This is a genomic window from Spiroplasma endosymbiont of Phycita roborella (genome assembly GCF_964031195.1).
Classification (GTDB): domain Bacteria; phylum Bacillota_I; class Bacilli_A; order Mycoplasmatales; family VBWQ01; genus Spiroplasma_E; species Spiroplasma_E ixodetis_A.
This window is the reverse complement of sequence record NZ_CAXIQJ010000004.1, coordinates 60,096-83,884: the sequence shown is the minus strand read 5'-3', so window position 1 is coordinate 83,884 and position 23,789 is coordinate 60,096. Positions and strand designations below refer to the sequence as shown.

At 22.4% G+C, this 23,789-nt stretch carries 30 protein-coding genes; 6 read left to right on the top strand and 24 right to left on the bottom strand.

Annotated elements, in window-relative coordinates; translation table 4 throughout:
- Positions 1-163 precede the first annotated feature (163 nt).
- Positions 164-1,411, top strand: coding sequence for an ISNCY family transposase (locus tag AAHM95_RS02555; RefSeq protein ID WP_342273976.1), 1,248 nt, complete (start codon positions 164-166; stop codon positions 1,409-1,411).
- Positions 1,412-1,567: 156 nt separating this feature from the next.
- Here AAHM95_RS02555 and AAHM95_RS02550 read toward each other — a convergent pair whose 3' ends face one another.
- Positions 1,568-1,975, bottom strand: a complete 408-nt coding sequence (locus AAHM95_RS02550; protein WP_342273977.1) for a hypothetical protein — start codon at positions 1,973-1,975, stop codon at positions 1,568-1,570.
- A 347-nt stretch (positions 1,976-2,322) separates the two neighbouring features.
- Positions 2,323-3,483 carry an Mbov_0401 family ICE element transposase-like protein gene (locus tag AAHM95_RS02545; RefSeq protein ID WP_338975594.1) on the bottom strand — a complete coding sequence of 387 codons (1,161 nt, stop codon included), beginning with the start codon at positions 3,481-3,483 and terminating at the stop codon, positions 2,323-2,325.
- Positions 3,484-3,555: 72 nt separating this feature from the next.
- On the opposite strand from AAHM95_RS02545, the gene AAHM95_RS02540 reads away from it, so the two are divergent.
- From AAHM95_RS02540 to AAHM95_RS02530, 3 genes are all read left to right on the top strand, one after another.
- Complete coding sequence (locus AAHM95_RS02540) at positions 3,556-5,262, top strand: hypothetical protein (RefSeq protein ID WP_342273789.1); 1,707 nt, start codon at positions 3,556-3,558, stop codon at positions 5,260-5,262.
- A gap of 150 nt (positions 5,263-5,412) precedes the next feature.
- Positions 5,413-5,547 carry a hypothetical protein gene (locus AAHM95_RS02535; RefSeq protein ID WP_342273790.1) on the top strand — a complete coding sequence of 45 codons (135 nt, stop codon included), beginning with the start codon at positions 5,413-5,415 and terminating at the stop codon, positions 5,545-5,547.
- Positions 5,508-5,750 (top strand): hypothetical protein, encoded by a 243-nt coding sequence (locus tag AAHM95_RS02530; protein WP_281749131.1) that lies wholly within the window; start codon positions 5,508-5,510, stop codon positions 5,748-5,750. The genes AAHM95_RS02535 and AAHM95_RS02530 overlap by 40 nt, the downstream gene beginning before the upstream one ends.
- A 3-nt stretch (positions 5,751-5,753) precedes the next feature.
- Here the strand turns inward: AAHM95_RS02530 and AAHM95_RS02525 are convergent, their stop codons facing one another.
- The 19 genes from AAHM95_RS02525 to AAHM95_RS02435 form a co-directional block, all read right to left on the bottom strand.
- On the bottom strand, positions 5,754-7,766 hold the full coding sequence (locus tag AAHM95_RS02525; protein WP_342273791.1) for a hypothetical protein: 2,013 nt from the start codon (positions 7,764-7,766) through the stop codon (positions 5,754-5,756).
- On the bottom strand, positions 7,717-8,958 hold the full coding sequence (locus AAHM95_RS02520; RefSeq protein ID WP_338975553.1) for a hypothetical protein: 1,242 nt from the start codon (positions 8,956-8,958) through the stop codon (positions 7,717-7,719). Before AAHM95_RS02520 ends, AAHM95_RS02525 begins: the two co-directional genes overlap by 50 nt.
- An 18-nt stretch (positions 8,959-8,976) precedes the next feature.
- Positions 8,977-9,099, bottom strand: a complete 123-nt coding sequence (locus tag AAHM95_RS02515) for a hypothetical protein (protein ID WP_338977759.1) — start codon at positions 9,097-9,099, stop codon at positions 8,977-8,979.
- A gap of 4 nt (positions 9,100-9,103) precedes the next feature.
- Positions 9,104-11,182 (bottom strand): hypothetical protein, encoded by a 2,079-nt coding sequence (locus AAHM95_RS02510; protein WP_342273948.1) that lies wholly within the window; start codon positions 11,180-11,182, stop codon positions 9,104-9,106.
- Positions 11,183-11,185: 3 nt separating this feature from the next.
- Positions 11,186-12,904, bottom strand: coding sequence for a hypothetical protein (locus AAHM95_RS02505; RefSeq protein ID WP_342273949.1), 1,719 nt, complete (start codon positions 12,902-12,904; stop codon positions 11,186-11,188).
- 14 nt (positions 12,905-12,918) lie between these two features.
- Complete coding sequence (locus AAHM95_RS02500; protein ID WP_342273892.1) at positions 12,919-14,103, bottom strand: hypothetical protein; 1,185 nt, start codon at positions 14,101-14,103, stop codon at positions 12,919-12,921.
- Between the two features lie 17 nt (positions 14,104-14,120).
- Complete coding sequence (locus tag AAHM95_RS02495; RefSeq protein ID WP_338975557.1) at positions 14,121-14,498, bottom strand: hypothetical protein; 378 nt, start codon at positions 14,496-14,498, stop codon at positions 14,121-14,123.
- 13 nt (positions 14,499-14,511) lie between these two features.
- A complete protein-coding gene (locus tag AAHM95_RS02490) occupies positions 14,512-14,700 on the bottom strand; it encodes a hypothetical protein (protein WP_338975562.1) in 189 nt (62 codons plus the stop codon).
- A gap of 34 nt (positions 14,701-14,734) precedes the next feature.
- On the bottom strand, positions 14,735-14,893 hold the full coding sequence (locus tag AAHM95_RS02485) for a hypothetical protein (RefSeq protein ID WP_174480523.1): 159 nt from the start codon (positions 14,891-14,893) through the stop codon (positions 14,735-14,737).
- Positions 14,894-14,909: 16 nt separating this feature from the next.
- Positions 14,910-15,671: a hypothetical protein gene (locus AAHM95_RS02480; protein WP_342273891.1), complete on the bottom strand. Its 762-nt coding sequence runs from the start codon at positions 15,669-15,671 to the stop codon at positions 14,910-14,912.
- The gene (locus AAHM95_RS02475) at positions 15,640-15,915 is read right to left on the bottom strand and encodes a hypothetical protein (protein ID WP_342273890.1); all 276 of its coding nucleotides are present in this window, start codon (positions 15,913-15,915) and stop codon (positions 15,640-15,642) included. Before AAHM95_RS02475 ends, AAHM95_RS02480 begins: the two co-directional genes overlap by 32 nt.
- 111 nt (positions 15,916-16,026) lie before the next feature.
- Positions 16,027-17,144, bottom strand: a protein-coding gene (locus AAHM95_RS02470) for an IS3 family transposase (protein WP_342273950.1) whose coding sequence is annotated in 2 segments (ribosomal slippage) — positions 16,027-16,874 and positions 16,874-17,144 — 1,119 coding nt in all. Because the reading frame shifts where the segments join, the coding sequence is not laid out codon by codon here.
- Between the two features lie 47 nt (positions 17,145-17,191).
- On the bottom strand, positions 17,192-17,446 hold the full coding sequence (locus AAHM95_RS02465) for a hypothetical protein (RefSeq protein ID WP_342273951.1): 255 nt from the start codon (positions 17,444-17,446) through the stop codon (positions 17,192-17,194).
- A complete protein-coding gene (locus AAHM95_RS02460) occupies positions 17,433-17,576 on the bottom strand; it encodes a hypothetical protein (protein WP_342273888.1) in 144 nt (47 codons plus the stop codon). The genes AAHM95_RS02465 and AAHM95_RS02460 overlap by 14 nt, the downstream gene beginning before the upstream one ends.
- 1 nt (position 17,577) lies before the next feature.
- Entirely contained in the window at positions 17,578-17,736 is a 159-nt protein-coding gene (locus AAHM95_RS02455) for a hypothetical protein (protein WP_342273952.1), read from the bottom strand.
- A 3-nt stretch (positions 17,737-17,739) separates the two neighbouring features.
- Positions 17,740-18,033 carry a hypothetical protein gene (locus AAHM95_RS02450; RefSeq protein ID WP_338975222.1) on the bottom strand — a complete coding sequence of 98 codons (294 nt, stop codon included), beginning with the start codon at positions 18,031-18,033 and terminating at the stop codon, positions 17,740-17,742.
- Positions 17,987-18,460 (bottom strand): hypothetical protein, encoded by a 474-nt coding sequence (locus tag AAHM95_RS02445; protein WP_338975223.1) that lies wholly within the window; start codon positions 18,458-18,460, stop codon positions 17,987-17,989. The genes AAHM95_RS02450 and AAHM95_RS02445 overlap by 47 nt, the downstream gene beginning before the upstream one ends.
- Before the next feature lie 8 nt (positions 18,461-18,468).
- Complete coding sequence (locus AAHM95_RS02440) at positions 18,469-18,630, bottom strand: hypothetical protein (protein WP_338975224.1); 162 nt, start codon at positions 18,628-18,630, stop codon at positions 18,469-18,471.
- A 208-nt stretch (positions 18,631-18,838) separates the two neighbouring features.
- Entirely contained in the window at positions 18,839-19,351 is a 513-nt protein-coding gene (locus AAHM95_RS02435; protein ID WP_338979028.1) for a hypothetical protein, read from the bottom strand.
- Between the two features lie 815 nt (positions 19,352-20,166).
- On the opposite strand from AAHM95_RS02435, the gene AAHM95_RS02430 reads away from it, so the two are divergent.
- Complete coding sequence (locus tag AAHM95_RS02430) at positions 20,167-20,814, top strand: nitroreductase family protein (protein WP_338961659.1); 648 nt, start codon at positions 20,167-20,169, stop codon at positions 20,812-20,814.
- On the top strand, positions 20,789-21,634 hold the full coding sequence (locus AAHM95_RS02425; RefSeq protein ID WP_342274012.1) for a hypothetical protein: 846 nt from the start codon (positions 20,789-20,791) through the stop codon (positions 21,632-21,634). Before AAHM95_RS02430 ends, AAHM95_RS02425 begins: the two co-directional genes overlap by 26 nt.
- Positions 21,635-21,689: 55 nt before the next feature.
- Here AAHM95_RS02425 and AAHM95_RS02420 read toward each other — a convergent pair whose 3' ends face one another.
- From AAHM95_RS02420 to AAHM95_RS02410, 3 genes are all read right to left on the bottom strand, one after another.
- On the bottom strand, positions 21,690-21,908 hold the full coding sequence (locus AAHM95_RS02420) for a hypothetical protein (RefSeq protein ID WP_338961663.1): 219 nt from the start codon (positions 21,906-21,908) through the stop codon (positions 21,690-21,692).
- Between the two features lie 18 nt (positions 21,909-21,926).
- Positions 21,927-22,331 carry a PGDYG domain-containing protein gene (locus AAHM95_RS02415; protein WP_342274011.1) on the bottom strand — a complete coding sequence of 135 codons (405 nt, stop codon included), beginning with the start codon at positions 22,329-22,331 and terminating at the stop codon, positions 21,927-21,929.
- Between the two features lie 148 nt (positions 22,332-22,479).
- On the bottom strand, positions 22,480-23,091 hold the full coding sequence (locus AAHM95_RS02410; protein WP_342274010.1) for a rolling circle replication-associated protein: 612 nt from the start codon (positions 23,089-23,091) through the stop codon (positions 22,480-22,482).
- Positions 23,092-23,789 lie beyond the last annotated feature (698 nt).

Sequence of the window (23,789 nt, the reverse complement as noted above, 5' to 3'; positions counted from 1 at the left end):
GAGAATAATTTAGACTTCAATATGCAATTGTATGTTAATCTTAACACTTGTAAAATATTAGTCAACAATAATACTTACTTTGTCATTATTTAGTGATAATTTCCTATTAGTTATCGAGTGAAAATTTCTCAAAAAGTGAAGTTAAATATACTTGGTAATAAAAATGGAAAGAAGCATGACTATGAAAGAAAAATATAAATACAAAATTATAAATGACATTGTTATTAATAAATTATCTAAACATCAAGCCAAAAATAAACTTAACCTAACTATTAGAAGAATTAACCAATTAATTCAAATTTTTAATAAAGAAGGTAAAGTTGGTTTTATTCATAAATCTCGCAATAAAATTTCTAATAAGGCAACAAAAATAGAAATTAAAAATAAAATTATAAACTTATATAAAACAAAATATTATAATTTTAATTTTCAACATTTTCAGGAAAAATTAATTAATGAAGAAAACACTAAAATTGCATATAGTACAGTTTATAATCTATTAATTCAAGAAAAAATCACTTCACCAAAAAGACATAAGAATAAAAAAAATAACTTGCATCCCACAAGAAATCGTAGAACAAATTTTGGTGAATTAATTCAAATGGATGCAAGTAATCATCATTGATTTGGTAACGATAAACCAAAAGCATTTTTACATGCTGCAATTGATGATGCTACAGGAAATATTGTTGGACTATGATTTGATCACCAAGAGACATTAGATGGTTATTATAATGTTTTTTATCAAATTTTAACTAAATATGGCATACCAAAGATATTTTATACTGATAATAGAACAGTTTTTGGATATAAGAAAAAAATTGATTCAGGTAAAATAAACACAGAAAATGATACTTATACTCAATTTCAAAAATGCTGTAATGATTTAGGTGTTGAAGTAATTAGAACCTCAATTCCACAAGCTAAAGGCAGAATTGAACGATTATTTGGAACACTTCAAAGTCGCTTAATTAGTGAATTACGACTTAATAAAATTAAAAATTTAGAAGATGGTAATAAATTTCTTAAAACATATATAAACATTTTTAATAATCAGTTTGCTTTTCCTATTGATGATAATAAATCTGCTATGGTTAAAGCTCCTACACAAAATGAAATAAATGTTTATCTTTCAAGATTTTGTAAAAGAAAAACAGATAGTGGTTCAACTATAACATATTATGGTAAAAAATATTTTCCTTATAAAAATAACAAAGTTCAATATATACAACCTAGAACTGATGTAATTGTACTTAAATCATTTATTAATGAATTCTATCTTAGTTATAATAATAAAATATATGAACTAAAAGAAATAGCATTAAAACCAATTATTAAAGAAGATTTGATAAAAACTAAAAAAGTTTATATACCAAATAAAGACCATCCTTGAAGATATGGATATCAATAATTTTTAATTAAAAGTAAAAAAACATATTTTAGAAGAGATTTATTTTATTAATACTAAACCATATAAAATTTTAAAACATTTGTATATGAGCAAATTTGGTGTCTTAAAATCAATTTTAAAGATATAAAGATATTGCAAATGCAATATCTTCCCCTTTTACATCTGTGGTGAGCTTGGTTTATATCCACTTGTTAAAGGTTGATTTTCACTGTTTGCACTGCGTTTTCATTGTTCAAAAATTGAATCAAAATCATAATCTAAACTTGATTTTAATTTTAAATATTTTCCTACATTATCAACCCTTTTTTGTCCTTTTGATTCGATTTTATCTTCTAAATCATATATATTTAATTTTTCAATATATGGAATTATTTTATATTTCTTTTTTAAATTTTCATTTAATGTTTTTAGATATATTTCTAGTTTTTCTATTTCTTCTTTAAGATTTTTTTCAGTATTTATTATATTATCTAATTCTTTATTATCTTTAATTTTACCCTCTAATTTTTTTATTTCAGAATAATAAAATTCATAAACTGGTGAATTAGGTTTAACTTTAAACATTTTTTCTTTTCTCCTTTGAATAAATAATAAAAAAACTCATTTATTTTAAGATAAAATAATGAGTTAAAAACTTATATAATTTTTTGTATAAATTAATTATACAAAAAATTTTAAAAAATTAAAAAACTTTATTTCTATTTTTATCTAGAAAAGAATTTATTTGGAATTTATGTTTATTTAACAGTATAACTTTTCAAAATAATTTATTTTTTAAAAAATATTTTTGGGAAATTTTCACTCGATATTGACACAATAATACTTACTTTTATAACTCAAAAATTCTTATTAAATTTTACTTTAATAAGTTTTATTTTATTTTTAGTTATCTTTAAATTGAAATGGTTAATTTATAATAATTGTATTGCTGTATTTATTTGATAACATTTAAAATTAACCATTTTGGTATACATATCAATGTTATAAGTTCTATCACCAATCATATGCTTTAAAATTTGTTTAATATTAGTTTCAGTAAAGCAACCAATATTTTCAACTAATGCTTGATTTAATACGCCATCTTTTGCATTAACAAAATAACCAACTTTTAATTTTTTATATTGTAAAGTCAATGATTGTAAAAAATCAATTAATTCATAATATTGACCTTTGGAAAATAAATTTATTGCATTTTGATAGTGTAATTTAGCAATTTTATTTTTTCTTCTTCCAGCCATTATGCCAAGAAATAAAACATGAAAAGCATGGAATTTATCTAAAATAAATTTAGCATTTAAAATTGTAGCAGTTTTTCTAATTCATTTTGCACTATCTCCACAAACTATTAAATTTGCTTGGTCAAAATTTTCAAAAAATAAATTACCATATTTTTCAATTAATTTGGCAGTTTTTTCAGCACCAATTTCTGTTTTTGATACTCTAATTTTACATACAGCTCTTTTATTAATTAATTTTCCATTCTTCTTTTTACCAGTACAAAATACTAATAATCTCATTGAACATTTTTTACAATTTTTAGTATTATGTTTTTCATTAAACTTAAATTTTCTATGTCCATCATCAATATTTACATATAAATTTTGATATGGTTGTAATGGTATTTTGAGGATATTGGCTTTTGGTAATTGAAACTTTTTATATGTTCTACAAACTGTACTATTACTTATTAAACCTTCAATAAAAGTATCACAAACATCATGATACTTTTTACCATCTGCAAAATATTTCAAAATTTGTTTAATAACATTAGGTGCAAGTTTACTATATTTTTTAACACCAAGATAATTATCTAACAATGAAAGAAATTCCATTTTTTGTGTTTTTGGGTTATAATATGTACAAATACGTCGTTTATAAGTTAATAAACCTTTTTTTGTTTTTAATTTTCTTTTTCTAAATCTATATGACTTATATACAGATTTATCACATGCATTTCATAAATAATCATCTATTTTTTTAAATAATTCTTCTGTTTGTTGTAAATTTAATTCATCTTGATTAAAATTGTGTTTGTCTCAATCAAAATGATTTACAAATGGTAATATAAACATTTTTAATGTTCCTTTCAAAATTTTATTTGTTAATAATTTAAGTTTAATTTTTTTTAAAAATAAGGAGTAAATATGGCTTTTATCACTAGTTATGTACAATTAAATAAAAAATATAATCTTAATTTTAGTGATAATAATTATGGTTTTAGTTGGGATATTTTTAAAGAATTTGTTGGTGATGAATGAGCAGAATATTTTACTACCAATTGTTTTTATCGTTTTGTACCAACAGCACGTGGAACAAGAAAAACTTGAAATTGTTTAGCATTTGATTTATTTATATGTTGTAATTTTAGTGATAGTAGTGTTCAAGAAGTAAGAAGATATGAAAATACTCATAGTGAAACTACAATTGGTGCTTTAATGAATGTTTGTCAAGTTTTATTAGATACATATAATATTAATTTATTACCTAATAATCCACATGGTATTAAATGAAAAATAACTAAGGATGGTGGATGTATTATTTTTCCTAATAATCAACAAATTGACTTTATTGGTTATGCTAATGGTAATAAGATTTTTGGAAAAGAAGCCGGTGGTTCAAGTTTTTTAGGTTCAAGAACAGATGAAATTATTATGGCAGAAGAAAAAGAAACACTAACAGAAAAGCAATTAACATATCGATATGAACGTTTACAAAACTCTATGTTTAGAAGTAATCGTATTAAAGTATCAAAAGAACCTATTAAAGAATGAAGTTGAACGTTTATTGATAAAAATATATATAGTCCTAATTTTGGAAAAAAAATTACTCGCTATTTTTATAAAAGTTTCTTTATTACTTTTACATGTAATCCTTATGATAAATATCATCCATTTTATTTAAAATACTGTACGCCATTTTTACCATTAAATGATAAAGTGATGGAAAATCTTAAAAAAAATGGCAAAATTTATTATGAAAATCAAGATATGTTTAGTGGTTTAGGTTTATTTGTTTTAAGATTTACTATTCAACCATTTTGAAATAAATTACCAGATATTCAAAAAAGAACATTATTAGAAATGAAAAAAAGTAATCCTGATGAATTTAATACTGTTTTTTATGGTTTTGAATTTTTAGATAGTGATGTAACAATTTTCCCATTTCAAAAAACTGTAAAGTGCTGACAACGATATGATTTAAAAGAATTTTATAATTCAAAAAAAGATATGTATAAATTTGATTTTTATTCAGTTGGTGTGGATTGAGCAACTGGTCATAAAGACCATACTGTATTTATAGTAGTGGGTTTTAAAGAATATAATAATACTGGTTATTATGATGCTTATATTATTTGTGAATTAGTAGTTACTCCAAATGATTTTATAAATGAAAATGAAAAAATTAATGCTTATGTTAATGAAATTTTAGGATTAATTGATAATTTTGAAAATTTTGAACAAGCAATTTATTTTTATGATGATAAAGCACGAACTGCCATTGATTGATTAAATCAAAAATTAATAGATGAACATAATACTATTTTAATCACACAAACTGCTATTAAACATGCTTCAAATTTAAATCAAGAAGCAGGATTAACTAATAGAGTAGTTTGAATGAGAAACATTATGAGTTATGGAAACTTTTATGCAAATAAAGATGATTTACCAAAGACTACTCAATGTTTAGAAGAATTACGTTATGACCAAAACAAAACTAACATTCCTGATAAAAATATGTATCAAGACCCGTATGATGGATTATTTTATGCATTGTATCCATATAAAAATGTAATTAGGGGTAAAAATAATGCTACTGTGAAAAAAAGCATCTTCACATTTGCCATATAATAAACAACTACAATATCATTAATAGTATAGGTATCACAAAATAAACGCCTTTTATTTAGGCGTTATTTTGCGTTTAAAAACGTACTTGTAAAAATAATCAAAAATAGTACAATTTATAAGTAAAATCAAGGAAAAAAGGAGTAATTTAATATGAAAACATGAATAAAAGCAAATTTAAGTAAAATAACATTAGCATTAGCACTAACTGGTGCTACAACTGGAACAATAGGATTAATCATGGGGGGGTGCTTACCCATAATCTTAGTGGACTTAAATATTATTTAAATTCATATAAAAAACCTATAATGGGTGTTCAGAAAATATGAATGTCTGACATTCATGGTATTTCAGTTTCTATAAAAAGTGAATTTAAAATATACTTTGCTGATAATCCTAAAAAAACAAAATTTTATAATGGTGGAGATACTATTGAAAGAATAGATATACCATGAGATGGCAATTATCCATATGGTTATTTTAATAAATAACATTTAAATTTCTAAATTAATATAAGAAATATTTTCATTATATTTGTCAAATAAATTAATATTAGTTAAGTTTATTTCTTGTTTGTCAGTTATTAAAATTAAATAATAATTACCAGCACCAAATATTCCACTAATTTCAATCCGATTTAAATTATTAATTGGATTTTTAATTTGCAATTCAAATTCATTTTTATTATCAATTTGTAATATCTCTTCATAAAATTCTAATTTAGAAAATAATTGAGATTTATTTGAACCATATAAATTTAAAGCATTCTCAATTTTATTGTTACTAATAATTACTCTTGTAAAGTATTTTCCATATTCGCCATTTCCTAATGTTCAATCTGCTGGAATTAATGACGGAATATTATTGCTTTCTAATTCATTTGTAATAGATAATCAATTAAATTGATTATCATCAAGTTTAAATAATTCATTTTGACTAATATCATTATTTTTTAATTTAATATTATTCATATCTGTAAAATCAAAATATTCAGATTTTAGTATTACTTTTACATCTTTATATTTTCAACTATTATCCTTATTAGAATGTATAGGATTTGATTTTAATTCAAAATAATAAGGTAATAAAATTTTATTATCATCATTTAGACCTTTATTTATTGATAATGTTGAATAAATATACTTTGATAACATAATAAATACTTGTTTAAATATTTTAACTTGTTGCAAATTTATGTAATTTGGATAATCAAGTTCTCATTTTCTAAATAAATTAGTAATAACTTCATCAGGTTTTTGACCTAAGAATTTATTACGTAATTTTGCTATTTCATTTTTATCATCATAATCTGCGCCATCAAAATTTCTATTATAGTTATATGTGTAACTTAGCATATCTAATAATAACTGTTGTAAACTATCAATTGGTGGTTTATCATTTATTTCAATTTCTACATCATAAAATTTATTTGTTGTAGAAATAAATAAATTATAGTTACCTACTAAAAATCATGACTCTAATTTTTTATCTTTTAATTCTATTTCATCTGATAATGGTCATACTTTTAAATTTTTAGAAACATCATAACCTAATTTAGCATTTGTTACTCTTGCATTATTAATAATTTCTTTTCTTGTTTCAGTCCCTCCACCAATAGCAATTAAATCTAAAACTGATTTTTCTTCTCCAATAAATTGTTTTGCTAAGTTTCAAGGTAATATTTGTTCACTAAATCATTGTTGTAATATTCTAACTTTTGGTTGAGTTTCAATAGGCATTGATAATAGCGGAAATGCTATCTTATCTTTAACAAATAACTTTGGGTATACTTCCATATTGTCAACTTCACCAAGTACCTTTATATTGCCAAAAATCATGCTTCTAGGTGCTTTAATTTTTAAACCAGTTACTTTGGTATCTTTATCTAATGGTTTTTGTAATTTAATAATAATTGGATAACCATCTCTTGTTTTAAAATCTTTAATTTTAATAATAGTTATACTTTTAGTACTTCTTGTTTTTGGATTTTGATAAGGTTGTGAATAATTATTAATGATATATAAATTATCAATATTATTTTCAGTTAAAGGTTCATTAATAGATACAGCATATAACTTAAATTGATTTAATAAATTTATTTCTTGAAATATTAAATTTTTAATATCAGTCATACTATATTCAATTGTATTATCATTAATATTAGTACTTGCTCTTTGATTTAATTGCATAGTAAAATCAGATGTTTCAACAGCAGTAGTTTTTAATACTTTATCAATATCAATAAAACCTATTTTAATAGTATTTGCTGAAAATTTTAAACTATTATTTTCATTATTTTTAAATAAACGTTCAATTTCATAAATATATATCGTTCTTTTTTTAAATTCATCATATGCTCTATTAATATCTGGGTCACTAGTAGCACGCATCATATTAGTAAAGTCATAAGGAATGTTATCAATTAAATAATCATTTTCTACTTCTGCTTGATTAAGTTTAGTTTGTTTCTGTGGAAATTTCGTTTGTGGTTTGTTGTTGTTTTCCATTGTTCTCTCCTATTAATTGGTTATTTTCGGGATTAAATAATTTTAATTTAACTGTTAAATTATTAATTTCTTGATCATCATTAATATTAAATGTTTTACTATTTAATAAATCTTTATCTACACTTACTAATATTTGAATAAATTTAAGAATATCAATATTAAATTGTCATAATTTTTGTTCAATATAATTAATAGTTGAAATATTTACTGCTGTACTTTCGGGAACTGATTGTTGTGCTGATTTCTTTTGACTTGGTATATGAATACCACAACGTTTAAATATTTCATTAACATTTCAATCATATATATCAGTTAAATTTTTACCTTTAAAATTACTATTTGTCATATTGATATTTTCGTTTTGTTCATTATTATCTCCACCGCTTTTAAATATGTAATTTTTAGTAACTAATGTTCTTACTGCGTCTTCTATTAAAGATTGAACATTGCCATAAGTTTGACTAAATATAAATTTAGGTGAGTTTAAAATAGTATCTAAAACAATTTGTTCATAAATAACATCTAATGCTTTAATTTTATCCATTACTTTATTACAATCTGCTAGCTCATTTGCTTTATTTCTCATAATTGCTATTGGTATATAGTTAATATTTAGTGTTTGTTCTTGTGCTAAATTAGGGTTATTAATGAATGATTTAAAATCTAATGGAAATTGTTTTTTATTATCACTAATACTATAAATTGCACGATTAATAGTTATTTGTTCATTATTTAATGTATAAACTTCAAATAATCTTACCATTTGTGCATTTTGTTCATAACTATCATAAAAAATAGTACATTCAATTAATTTACCAGTAATATCATAAACTCTTTGTTGTATATCTACTACTTGAAAATATAAGTCATCATTAGCAATATAAATTAAATAAGCACTAATTCCTAATTTACTTAATTTAAAAATTGAATTTCAATTTTTTCTGTAAAATTCTTGTTGAATTAAATATTGTTTAATAGTTTCATTATTAATATCTAATGGAGCATTATATAAATTAGCATTATTTTCTGCTACAAAATCAGTGAAATAAGTTTCATGGTTAAAATCATTAAAACCAAAATAATTTAAAATTGAAGCATGAGTACTTTTATTTTTATTAGTTAAAAATTTTACTTTTTCATTTTGATTATCACTAATATTACTTTTTTCTTTTCTTTTAAATAGACTTAACATAATATTCACCACCTTTTTTTAAAATATTTGATTAATTTTTAATACAATTTTTATAATAATAAATATAATTAAACCTGCTGTTGCTGATGATAAAATTACTCCTATTAAACCTAAAATAATTTTTATAATTTTAAAAAACATAATATTATTCCTGTAATTCTTCTAATTTTTTAAAAATATAATCTCTACCCATACCCCACATTATTCTATTATTATAAATATTAATTTCAGTATCCGCATTAACATTATTATTTGATATTCATAAACTACTTTTTAAAACATTTGTATCTAATTGATAATAAAAATTAATTATTTGTCAACTATAATTTTTATTATTTTCTTTACTAGTATAATCACCAAAACTATAATATATTCTATAATGTGTTTTATCTTTAAATATATATTCTATATGTGTAATATTATTTTTATCTACTACGACTTTACCTACTTCTTTTCAATTTGAACCACTTGGACTGGGTTGTGGTTGTTTTTCTAATATTTCATTAATTGCTTGTAATAATTTTTTATTTTGAGTTTTTAATAATTTATATTCATTATTTTCTAATAAATCTTTACAAAGTAATGAATTTTCTTCATTATTTAATGCAATTTCATTTGTTTCAGTTTTATATTTAAAATAATCATTTGAAAATTTTTTATCTTTTATTTTTTCTTTTAATTCATTAATAGCACCGGCAATAGTTTTATCAGTAGTTTCTAAATTAGGAATTTCTGCACTAATAGCATTTATTTGAAATGCAATAGGAAATTGTGATTTTACATCTTCTAATTTTTTATCTACTTCTTCTTTTTTATAATAATCAGATAAATTAGGAATTTTATTATTGATTTCATTAATTGCAGGAACGATTTGTTTAGAAACTGTTTGTAAAGCATCATCATTGATATTTTGCTTTTTATCTAATAAATTATTAGTTTCTAGTTTTGTGTAATAATCATGTTCAGTACTTTCTTCTGTTATAAATTCAGTTGGTGTATCTATTCCTTGATATTGATATATTTCTTGTATATCACCAATTAAATTAATTTTTCCACGTTCAGGATAGGAATTACCTCCACCACTAAATTTTTTATTTCTATTGTCATAGTAAATAGTTCCAATATTTAAAATATTTTTATTTTGTATTTGTTCTTTATAAGTCATGGAATCAACATTTAACAATTCAAATTCATGAAAAATATTATTTAAATAAATTTTAATTATTTTATAAAATTTCATAAAGTTATTTTCTGTTGAATAGTGATAACTGATTTTAATAAAATATCATTTCAACATTTCTATATTATTATTTTCAACTTTTTTTCATAAAGGACTAGTTTCAATATTAAATCAATTATTTTTGATATCATCAATGTTTTCATTTGTTTTAGTTAATTCACTATTTAATTTGGTAATTTCATTTTCATTAGTAGTAATTCGTTTTTGTTGTTTAGCAGAAAAATCACAAGTTGGTGAATGAGTAAAATCACCAATTTGCGGATTATTTTGTAATGCTTCTGGTGGTAATGTTCCAATTTCATCTGGTCAATCTAAAATCATTGTTTCAGTTTCTTTATCATAACCAGTTGCAACATAACCTTTATTAACAAATTTACTAACAGGACCTCTATATATTTCATTTTCATTATCATCAACTAAATCATCATATAATTTAATTTGTTTTAATAATGTAAATTCTTTTTGTTCTTTAATTAATTCATCAACTTGATTTCTAGTATAAAATGCTTTTAAGTCAATTTTTTCAACATCTATTTCATCATTATTATAACTTGAAAATATTTGTTTTAATTCTGTTAATCTTGCTCATATTTTCATTCTACTAGGTGCTAAATCTCAAACATTAATTGTAGGAGTACTATTTGCACTAAATTGATTACCATTATTAAATTGAATAGTAGCATCAACATTAAATTCAATTGGTGTACGATTAAATACTCAATGTTCAACCATAACATAAACCATATCTCTTAATGTTTCTTTAATTAATTCATCTTTAAAACTATCAAAAGGAAATTTAGATAAAATAAAATCAAGATAAGCATTAATATCATTTTGCGCGCGAATAGCAAAAGTTATAAATCAATCATTAATATTTGGTCATGTTTGTATATATTGTTGTGGAGTTTCTGTAATTTTTCCAGTTAATGGATATCAGTTATTATAATTTTCAAGACTGACATCAGTTCAAAGTTTATTAATCATAATTTATCATTCCTTAAAAAATGCTTGTTTATAATGATGAGTATGTTTTTTTGTTTTTTTATGTGTTATATGTTCAATTTCTTTTTGTATTTTATTTTTACCTTTTTTTATTTTTTTCTTACTTTTTGTTACAACTTGACTATATGCAAACTTTTCTAAATGATGTAATAATCCAGTACCAAATAAAGTATTAACACTAAATTTTAAACCAACATTTTTAAATGATTTGTTAATATTTTCAATAGGATTATTAATAACATTTACTACTTTATGATAAGTTCTAATAGTTCTAAATATTTCTCTATATACTTTAAAACTATCTCTAATTACTTGTTGCACCACTGGTGGAGCAAATGCTATTGCTTTTAATCATTTATTTTGATTAACTCCATAACCAATGTATCAACCACTATATCAACGATATCAATGGAATGGATGTATTTGAGTAACAAAAGTTTTTGCTTTAAGAATACTATCAACAACTGTAATTGGTTTATATTTAGGATTGCGATGATAAATAGTAATTGCACATTTATCTAATGACAAAGGTTGAATTTTACAACCCATAAATACTGGTGAATTTAATGGAATTAATTGTGCATGTTTAATTGCTCTTTTTTCTGCACTAGTAAATAAATCAGTTGCTTTTTCTTTTAATTTCTGAATTTTTTCAAATACTTGTTTTTCTAACTTTTCAAATTTTTCTTGTAATTTATATATACTTTCTCGTATTTTTTCAAAATATGGTGTATCTTTTCAAAATTTATTTAAACCTTTTTTTAAATAAAATCTAATATCAAAATATTTAAAAGTTTGATTTGCTTTTAAAACAAGTTGATGAATAACATTATTTTTAAAATTAAATTTAATAGCATTAGCACGAATTTTTTGTAAATCTAAAATTAAAGTTTTTCCATATCTATTTTCTGTATGTATTGTATGAACTAAATTTAATCAATCATGTTGATTCATTTTTAATACTTCTTTTAAATCAGTATTAAATTTTTTTAAAAAGTTATTTGCTTTTTCAATATCTTTAATTTTAAATTTAGGAGTTAATTGTGGACTTAATTTTATTAATGTATTTTGTAATAATAAGTGTTCCATTAATTTTTCTGTTTCTAGTTTTTGAAAATTATTCTTATATTGTCTTTCAGCAACATATCCTAAATCTCGTAATACTGTTTCACGATTAGGAGTAAAACTATACTTCATTAAATAACGTTTATTACCAATAATTTTATCTGTTAAAATTTCTTTTCCACTTACTTGACTAATAATTTCTTGTAAGTTTTTTGCTTCTTTAATACCAACTTGTTCTAATGTTTTAGTTTTTTGTGCTAACTTAATAAATTTAGTTGTACGATAACCACGACTAATTTTATTAAGTCCAGCAAATGCTGGTAATATATTAAAAAAAGTATTTAATGGTGTTACATTTCCTTTTAAATAATCATAAACTTGATTAATAGTAAAATCAGTTAAAAATTCTACACCAATAGCACTAATACTAGCAATTAAATCACTTGCACCTAATCCAAGTGCTAAATCTTCACTTAAACCACCAGTAAAAGGAGCAAGTGCTACTGCTATAACTTGTACACCAATCATTTCTAAAATTTCTCATCATAAACTTTTATGTTCTTGTTGTTGACTAATTCTAGTATGTTTGGGTTTATTTATTTTTAAGAGTGTGGCTGTATTTGCTGTACCAATAGGCATAATTAATGTCCTTATTATTTAAGAGTTATTTTTATAGGATTTGTTGAACCTTGATAATTTGCATCATTAATATCTGCAGTAATAATTACATATAAATCTCCTGCTTTTTGATTTTGATTACTTACATCAGTTTTGCCTTGTGCATCACTAAAATATTTAATATTTGCATGTACTAAATCTAATGCTGGATTCAAACCAGTAATTTCTCTTGCATTTTTTATTGCTGTATCTAGTAATTGATTTTTTCTATTCGTATTAGCAGTAATATCAGTTGTTAAAATTGTAAGTTTACTACTTAAATCTGTTTTAGTAATAATTCCACATAGCATTCAACGTGATGTTGTTTCTTTTTTTGACATATAAGGAATTAATTGACCTAGTACTTCACCACCAACTTTATATGCTCTACCAAGTTTGCCATCAGCAATTTCTTGAACATAAACAATTGTTTGTTGTAACATATATCTTTTCATTGCTCTTGATGTTGCTAAAATAAAAGGTATAATTTGTTTTTTATTTTCACTATCAGTAAATGTCATATAATCATCCATTACAATTTGACATAATACACCTTTTATATATAAATCATTACCATTTAATCTTAGTTGTTGAGCAATTTGGTTATCTGTAATTAAACCTTTATTATTAGCCAAATAAACAATAGTATCATAAAGATTATTTGTAATAAAGAAACGACAATTTGCACTATTTCTTAATTGAAATAAAGTATTTCAAGCAGATAACATTGCCTGTATATGCCCTGTTGGTGATGTGTCACTAATTATTACTTTAGTTCCGTTATCGCTAATTACTTGTATATCATCAGTTGCTAATTTATCTGCTAAATCATTAGCGACTTCATATTGCATACTTTCTAATAAATTTTGTCCATTTTCAGCATTTAAGTCAATTGCTGCAATAGTTTCACCAGCAACATATAATTTTTCAATTATTTTTGGAATAGTATCAGTTTGTGCATAAGTTACATCTATTCTTTGACTTTTATCATTTCATGCAATAACTTTAATTGATGGGTCTTTTGGAACTTTAATAATAAATTCTATTTTAGTAGAATTAACTATTTCAATAGGAAAAAAGTTTGCTCATGGACTATTTGATTGTTTGAAAAATTCAATAAATTCTGGTGCTTCAACTAGTTTTTCTGTATTATTTAAGTTTGTTTGAATATTAATTGCCATTTTTATTTTCCTTTCTGTTATAAATTATTTTTCTTTTTATAATCCAATAAACTACTTTTTATTGAATTCGATTGATTTGTTAATATTGTTTCTTGTTTACCACCTGTATTAATTGGTTCTTTAAATACTGGTTGTTCTTTAATCATTTTTTTAATAGTGTCTTCTACTTTTGAATTTTCTATATTACTTGTTTTAAATTTTAAAAAATCATAAAATTCTTTTTTAACTTGATATTTTTTAAATATATTAAGCATTTCTTTTTCTTTAATTTCTTCATTAAGTTTATTTAACTTATTTTCTAATTCAACAATCTTAGTTTCTTGTTCTTTTTGCAAATCATTATTTTCAGTTAAAGGTTCAGTTGTTTCTTGAACATTAGTTTCATTTTCTAACATTTACATTACACCTTTATTTATTTTCTTTATTAATTTTTTCATTTAATTTTGCTAATTTTTTTTGATGTTTTATTACTTTATTATTTGCTCGAACATGTTTTGGAGTTGTAATAAATCGTTTAAATCAAACAATTAATTCTCTGCAAATTAATGTTCCTACACTTGTTCCAATAATGATTAATTCATGCAATAATTCTTTCATTTCAATATTTTCCTTTCAATTATTTATTTTTTAATTATTCGTCAAATTGACCACCATTAATTCTTTCAACCATTGACTGATAATTACTTATAATAGTTACTAATAAAGAAATTTCTTTATTTAATTGTTCCATCCTTTCTTTATGTATTTTTATTTCGTGATTATAATATTCAATTAATTTTTCTTTATTCATAAATTACTCACCTCCTTTATAAACTGTCATAATATGTAGTTGGTCTATATACTGGTGATATTCTATCTACAACATCATTAATTAATCTTGCATTTTCACTAGTAAATGTTGTTTCTTGCATTTCTTCAACATGATTAGTTGTTTCCATTGGTAGTAAATTATGGATAATTTCAGATGCACCAGCAATAATAGTCGGAACTGCATAAGCATTCATAAAATCATTATTAATACCCATAGCAACACCACTACTAATCAAACAACCACCAGTTGCCATATTTGCTATTTTACGTATAGTTTCAAATTTACTTGGTATTAATTCTGTAATTCCAGCAACCAAATTTGCAATACCATATGAATTTAAAGATATATAAGTATCTCAATCCATTAAAGATTGGTCATTAACATTATTGTTAGTTACTGATAATGTTAATGCTGGTCATGGCGGAGTTTCTGTAGTGGTTGTAGTTGGGGTGATAGGATTTATTGTTTCAGTAAATTTACTATAATTTGCTAAACCAATTGTTCCTAATCCTAATGCTATTTTTTTACTTGAATTTAATAGTTTACTTTTTAAATTTGGCATTTGATTTAAATTTCATATATCAATTCCTAATTTTTTAGAAAATAATAAAGCATTTATACTACCTAATATTGGATTACCAATAAGTTGACCATAGTATGCAGAAGTTCCTATCATACCAAATAATGGACTTGCTCCAGTTCTTATTAATTTTAATAAAGTGTAATTACTTGATTGTACAGTTATGTCATTTGGCATTTTCTTCTACTCCTTCTACTTTCTGTTTAATAAAAACTTCTATTCAACCTTGATAATTAAAGTTATCTCCAACTAAAATTGCAGTATTAGCATGTGGTTGAGAAACAATTAAATATTTAGCAATGACATTGGGATATTTTCATAAAATCAATGCTTTTATATCATTACTATCTGTTAAATCTTTGGGATTTGGTGAAAATATTTCTATTTTATCTTCACCAAATAAATCTTTTAATTTAATCATTATCAAATTCTCCATTTTCAATTCTTTCTTTTAAAGAAAAGACATATTCTGTATAAGTTCTATGTGGATTTTTATCATTTATAATTTCTGGAATGGCAACCCTTTTTAGGACTATTTTTTGGTAGACATTTGTTTTTGATAACTAATTGGAGTTAGGTAGTTTAGAGTACTGTGAATTCTTATGTTGTTATATCAATTGATGTAATCAAATAATTCTAATTTTAATTGGATTAATGATGTAAAATTTTTATCATTAATAAATTCAATTTTGAAAGTTTTAAAAGTTGCTTCAGCAACAGCATTGTCATAAGGACATCCTTTTTTGCTTAAAGATCGAGTTATGTTGAAAGCTAATAAAAGCTTATCAATAGTTTTATTATTGAATTCATTACCGCGATCAGTATGAAATATTTCAATATCTTTTAAACAGTGATTTGATTGCATAAATGCTTGATATACTAATGATGCATCTTTTTTAACTCCAACACTATGTCCAATAATTTCGCGGTTAAATAGGTCGATTAATAGGCAAATATAGTTTCATTTACCATTAACTTGAACATAAGTTAAATCACTAACAATAACTTCATTTTTAATTCTATTATTAAAGTTTCTATTAACAAGATTGGTTATTTGACTATCATTGACTTTATTATGATAATTTTTGAATGATAATTTAGTGTATTTTGATATTAAATTATGCTTATTCATAATTTCTTTAATTTTTCTGCGTGATAAATAAATTTCTTGGTTTGCTAGTATGACTTTTAATCTTCTAGTACCATAAACTTCTTTATTTTCTTTAAAAGCACTAATAACAGCTTGTTCATAAATATTATTTTGAATTTTATTTTTTTTCTTTAAATTAAAATAATATGTTGATTTAGAGAGTTTTAAAAAATGACACATTGTGCGAATTTTATATTTAGATTTATTATTTGCAATAATCTCTACTTTCTGCCTATTATTAGTGCTGCTTGCTTTAAAATATCAATTTTCATTCGTAACTGTTTTAATTCTTTATTTGCTTGAATTAATTGTTTTTCTAAATCTGAAAGATTATCTTTAGTTTTAAAACTACCTGAATTAGTAAATTGCTTAATTCAATTGTAAGTAGCTGCTCTTGTAACATTGTATTCTTTAACAAGGCAAGATACTGATTTGCCACTTTGATATAAAGCTACTATTTGTTTTTTAAATTCATCTGAATATGAGTTAATAGTGACCATAATTATAATTCCTTTCTTTTAACTAATTTGTTCACTTGTCTATGTAATTAGTGTCCAATAAAGTGTAACCCATCCATTTCATCGATATCTAAAATTAATTTTTCTTTATATTCATTAATATATTTTTGGACAATTTTTCTTCTTATATTTTCAACTTTTATCATATGTTTATCACAAAAATATCTTACTTGAACATTATCTTTATCTAATTTTGTTGGTAAATTATTACAATTTGTTATATGTTTACCAAGTTCATTAACTTCACTAAAACAACATGGTATATTTTCTTTATTGATTATCAATGTCTCCTAAATTTCTTCAACTTCTTCTATTTCATTTATTAACTGATTCTAATCAACAACTATTACAGGTATTGGATAAAAAGTTTTCTTTTACTTTATTGCACATAGAACATTTATCTTCATATTTCATATTATTTCTCCTTATTTTTAATTTGATTAGCAATTTCACTTAATATTTTTAATACTTTATATTCATTTTTTAATTCTTTACTAATAAATATTAAAAATATTATTAGTGTTATGCTTGTTATTAATATTGGTATTATTAATAAAATTTTTCATAATATCATTTTTTACTCTTTTCATTTTTTAAATCATTTAACATTTATTGAACAAAATGCACGATTTTTAGGAATATTTAAAGTGTTAAAAATTTGACCAGTTACAATAATTTCATCGTTTTTGTTTAATAAAATACAGCGTCTATAAAATTTTGGGTTGTTAAAAATTAAAGTAACATAGTTTAATCCATTTCATTGACCTCGAACACTATAATATAATTCTTTATTACCTTTTTCGTAATATTTTGTTTCAATAGTGTTACTCAGTTTTACTGTTAATTTGACATAATTGGCTTTCTCTTTCATTTTTATAATTCCTTAAATAATATTTAATATGCTTATATGCATCTTGTTCATGTTTTGTTAATTTTATATTTCCTTTATAATTTTCTATTTTGTTTTTATTTTTTGGTTCACTTTCTAAATAATCTCAATTCATAACATCTTCTGCTAATACTATTAAAGCACCAATAATTTTAGGAGTTGCTAATGGATTTGTTAATAATTGTTTTGAATTTAAAAAGAAATTTTCTACAATAACTAATATTTTTTTATTATCAAAATGTTTTTTAATTAATAAAAAGTATTCTTTAAATAGATTTTTGCTTTTTAAAACTGTTTTAGTTTTAAATGTTTCATTAAAAACAATATTATTAGTTTCATTTGAGTATATAATAATTCCATTACTACCAATACCAGCAGGGTCAATTCCAATAATTAAGTCATATTGCATTAATCAAATTAACCTCTAACAATTGTTTTAATAATTTCTAAATCACAATTACTTCAGCAATATTTACATTCTTCGATAAACTCTTTATGTCCACAAACTAAATTATTTTTTTGTAAACTATCAATTTGTTTGATTAATCCTACTTTATATTCAATAATCTTTTTTTCCATTATGTAAATCATCCCTTTTCAATTATTTTTGCTGTTTGTTTAAGGTATTTAGGTATTTTGTTATAACAACTGTCACATATTAAATAAGGTATTGGTCAATTTTTATATTTAATAGTTTTAGTAGAATTATTAATACATTCTTTTCAAACTTTATCCATACAAACTCTTAATTCACATTTTTTATTTTTATTATTCATAGTTTTTTTCTTTATAAATAAAATATCTTTTCATTATGAGTTGAAATATGTTTATAAGAAGTGACTATATAATTAATTGACAAATCATTATGGTTATATGGATTATTTAGTTTAAAACCTTTTCTGTTTTCTTCTCATGTAACATTATATTTAAAACAAGGATTAGTAATCTTTGTTTTACTATCAGTTATTTCACCAATAAATCAACTATTATGCTGTTCATAAAATGTTAATGGTTCAAGTTTTATATCATTAAGATAATATTCTTTGGGTGTTTCTGGTTTATTAACAGTTATTTTCTGTTCAGAAATATATGGTTCTAATAATTTTGTTAATTCATCACCATTTAATTCTCTTTTAATATTTTCAGAATTAAAAACCCAATATGTGTAATTATTATCAACAATAAAAGAATTATTTTTAATCATTCATTTTGGAAGTGATAATTTATATTCAACATAATCAATAAGAATAGATTGTGGTTTATCTTTAACAATTTGTTCTTTTTTAAATTCTATTTGCATAATAATCCTTTCCTAATATGTCCTGTTGCTTCTAGCATAAAGGACATATATTTTGATTTTTAAATTATTAATAATACTATTATTAGTTTTATTCATTCCAGAAATTCTGGGCTCAAAAATAAATTGTGAAATTTTAAAAAACATTGAGGCATTCGATTCAATATTTATTTAATTTATGTTTAATAAATTAATATTTTAATTGAACCGGCACCGCTCAATTTTTTTTACAAGTTTGAAATTTATTTTCTCGCCCAAAAAAATTTTTCAAAAAAAATAAAAAATAAAACCAACACTTGCTCACTGGGGAGTGGCAAGGTTGGTTAAATAAAGAATAGAATTAATACAATAGGTCCCTACAACAGGTCTATATATACTAGTTTCCAATTCGCTCCCACCCCAAGAATTACCATTAAATGGTTAGTATATTTTATTAGGTATCACTCCACTTTTTATTTATCCATGCAAGTCCACATGTTCTAGCTACTATTTTTAACAACTGTGTTGTAGTTCACTTTTTTAGTTCCCTAACACGTGTTGATAATAGCGTTAAAGAAGATTATTAATTATTAACTTTCTCCTACTTGGTCACTGCGTGTAGTAGATATTTAAAGGATGTTAATAATAAAAATTTTAAAATTTTACAATTACAAAAAAAAGACAAGAATTTTATTCTCGTCTTTTGTCATTTATTTTTAATTCAAGGGTTTAAAAAAGAAAGGAGCTATTTTTAAAACTTTTTAGTTATCGACATCTTCGACACGCTCCCAAAATATTTTAGTAGTAAAATTAATTTATAGAAAAGAGATGACAAATCAATGCCTTATGTTAAAGAACTGGAAAGTCTAATTTTAAATCGTAAATCAATTCGTAATTATGATCCTAGTAAAGTTATTAGTGATAGTAAAATTAACGATATTCTTAACTATGTGCGTCATACCCCATCTTCATATGGTTTAGAACCATGAAAAATTTTAGTTATTAGTAATTCTAAAATTAAAGCACAATTGCAACCAATCATAAATAATCAACAACAAGTTAGTACTTGTTCACATTTATTTATTTTATTAAGTTATAGTGGTGAAAATTTCAATACTAGTAATCAATGATTTGTTGATACTGTTATGAAAAGACGTAATTTAACAAAACCACAATACGAAATTTATAAATCAACATTTAATAATTTCTTTGATCATGACAAAAAAACACAAATAAATCATTGGGCACAATGTCAAACTTTTATTTTATTACAAAACCTTTTATTATTATTAACTGCTCATGAAATTGATAATGTTGTATTAGGTGGTTTTAATGAACAACAATTATTAACTTACTTAGAATCAAATAAGATTATTGAACCTAATAAGTATCATGTTACAATTTTAGTGTCTGCTGGTTATGGTTATCCATCAAAAACTAAAATTATTAAAAATGAAGTTAGTGAAATCAGTACGCTTATCAAATAAATGTATTAGAAAAGGTATTGCAATGGAAAAATTAAAAATAAATAACTTAGATATTGAATTAAATATTAATGTTATTGGTAAATTTTTAGATAAGATTGAATATCCAATTCTTATTTTTGATTTTGAGACTTTTCGTAATTTATTACATAAAAAAAAGAACAATTCGTATGCTCATGATTTTGAAAAAATTTTTTCAATTGCATTATTAATTATTAATAAAAAAGAAGATTTAAGTGTTAGTAATTTACAAAATAAAAAGTTACATTTATTCGTTAAAACTGTTATTCCACAACCAAATATTTTAAATGAAGATTTAAAACTTGTTAAACATCAACAACAGTTTTTTAAATTTTTAACTAATAAGTTATTAAAATATAACATTAAATCTTTGATTTTACTTGGTGCCAGAACTGAAATATTAATGTTAAAAAACTATTTGAGTTATCATAATGATGAAAGTAAATTCAAAAATAAAGTTAGTTATTTTTTTCAAAAACATAAAATTTTTGATTTATATGATATTTGAAATAATGATCAAGTTTTAAATTTACCTTTATATAAAAAAGGTTTACATCTTGATGTTGGTGCTACTAAAAAAACTTCAATACTAATTAAAAATAATAATGATTATTGTAAAATATTAAAAGAACAATTTTCATTAACAAATAATAATATTGGAAGAATTATTGATCAATTTTTTTTTAATAATATTTGTTTATTACCTAGTTTTACTACGCAAGTAGCAAATCATAATCAAAATGATGTTTTAATTGGTGCTGCAATCTTATCATTACTTTATACTTTTTGTGATAAATATTAAGAAAATAAAAAATATTAATTTAAATAATTAATATTTTTTATTACATTTTATTTTTTTAGTTCAAATTTTTTGGTATTTGTGAATTATATATTGTTGTATTTGTTGATAAAGGCATTAAATTATTAATTTCATTAACATTCAATCTTGTTTCACTATTTGAACTTACATCTTGAGTTTCTAAATTATCATTATTATTTGTTAATTTAAGTAAATTTTGAAATTGTTTTTCAAGTTCTGTTTTAGATTGACTAATTAAATAAGTATTTTCAAACACTAATTTTTTGCAAGGATATTAATATCCATCTTCATCTCAAATTAAAACATCTTCTTTAGTATATTTTACTTCTTTTTTAGTACCATTTGGACCCCAAGGTAGTGATAATTCTCCGCTTTTATTATCTTTATTAAGATTAACTATTTTTATTTTAGAATCGGGATTTGCTCAAGCTTCCCCCTTACTTATATTATTAATAACTGGAATATAAGTAGTTTTAAATTTTTTTTGGTTAACAACTCAATGTTCACCAATAACTCCTGTAATAATATAATCACCGCGATGACAAGTTACTGTTACTTTTTCTAGTGTTTCAATTTCTAATGGGTTATTATCTTGATGTAATTGAAATTCATATTTTACAGTAGGATTTTTAATACAAAATGTAACATTTGAATTTTCTGTATTTTCTTTAAATAACATATTTTCTCCTTCATCTTTTTGTTTTTTGAATAAAGACTTTATTTTAAAAATAAACATATAGTAAATTTTAAATTTCAATATTTATCTTTATTTTTTTTAAAATAATTTAATAAAATTAAAAAAACTAATATAGATAAAAATATCTATATTAGTAATGAACATTTAATCGAGAAAAAGCATATGCACGAACACCTAAATCATATTGATTTTGAGATTTTATATCATTTTGTACTTTTACAACATATTTACTTAAATACTTAACTATATTTTCATTAGTACCTTTTTGAACAACTCTTACATCATTAAAACCAAATGGTCATCATTGTGGCAACATACTTTTATGTATTTTTCTATTAAATAATATATGAAAATGAATAGCACCGCGTTTTTGATATTCATAAACATACATATATTTTAATTCACCTAAATATTTAGCACGTTTAGGGTCATTTCATCAACGTTTTAAACGTTTAAAGAATATAGCAATATCATGTTTTGCTTTATTAATATCTTGCATATTATCGGCATAAGTTAAAGTAACAAAACTTAAAACTTTTGAATTATAAAAATTATGATACGCTTTATGTATTAATTTTGTTTTAGTACGAATAGTAGAATTACGTAACTTTTTATCATTAATACCTAAATTTTTAATACCAACTTCATTACGCTTATTATTTAAAATAGCACTCATAGGTAAAACTATATTTTTAACATAAGCACCATAATAAACTTTCTTAATATAAAAATTTTCTTGCATATATAAAAACTCCAGTTCAATTGTTATAAATAACAATTTATTTTATATACTTTAATAACAAACTAATCATAACACAAAAAACAAAATAATTAATAAATTATCTTGCGGTGAATTGTGTTACTTAATTGAATTGTGTTACTTAATAAATTATCTTGCGGTGAATTGTGTTACTTAATTTAATTGAATTGTGTTACTTAATATATACTTTAATAACAAACTAATCATAACACAAAAAACAAAATAATTAATAAATTATCTTGCGGTGAATTGTGTTACTTAATTAAATTATCTTGCGGTGAATTGTGTTACTTAATTGAATTGTGTTACTTAATATATACTTTAATAACAAACTAATCATAACACAAAAAACAAAATAATTAATAAATTATCTTGCGGTGAATTGTGTTACTTAATTAAATTATCTTGCGGTGAATTGTGTTACTTAATATTATCTTGCGGTGAATTGTGTTACTTAATTGAATTGTGTTACTTAATTAAATTATTATTAATAATATCATTTTTTTATCTTTTTTAAAAATATTTTTGTAATTAAATTATTATATATAATTGTAAAATTATAAGTAAAAGTAGCAATATTATAAATTAAAATCATAATTTTATGATTTACTAACACCCAAACTAATACCTAATATAAGGTGTACTTATGTTATAATTACTATAGTATATTGTGTCAATAT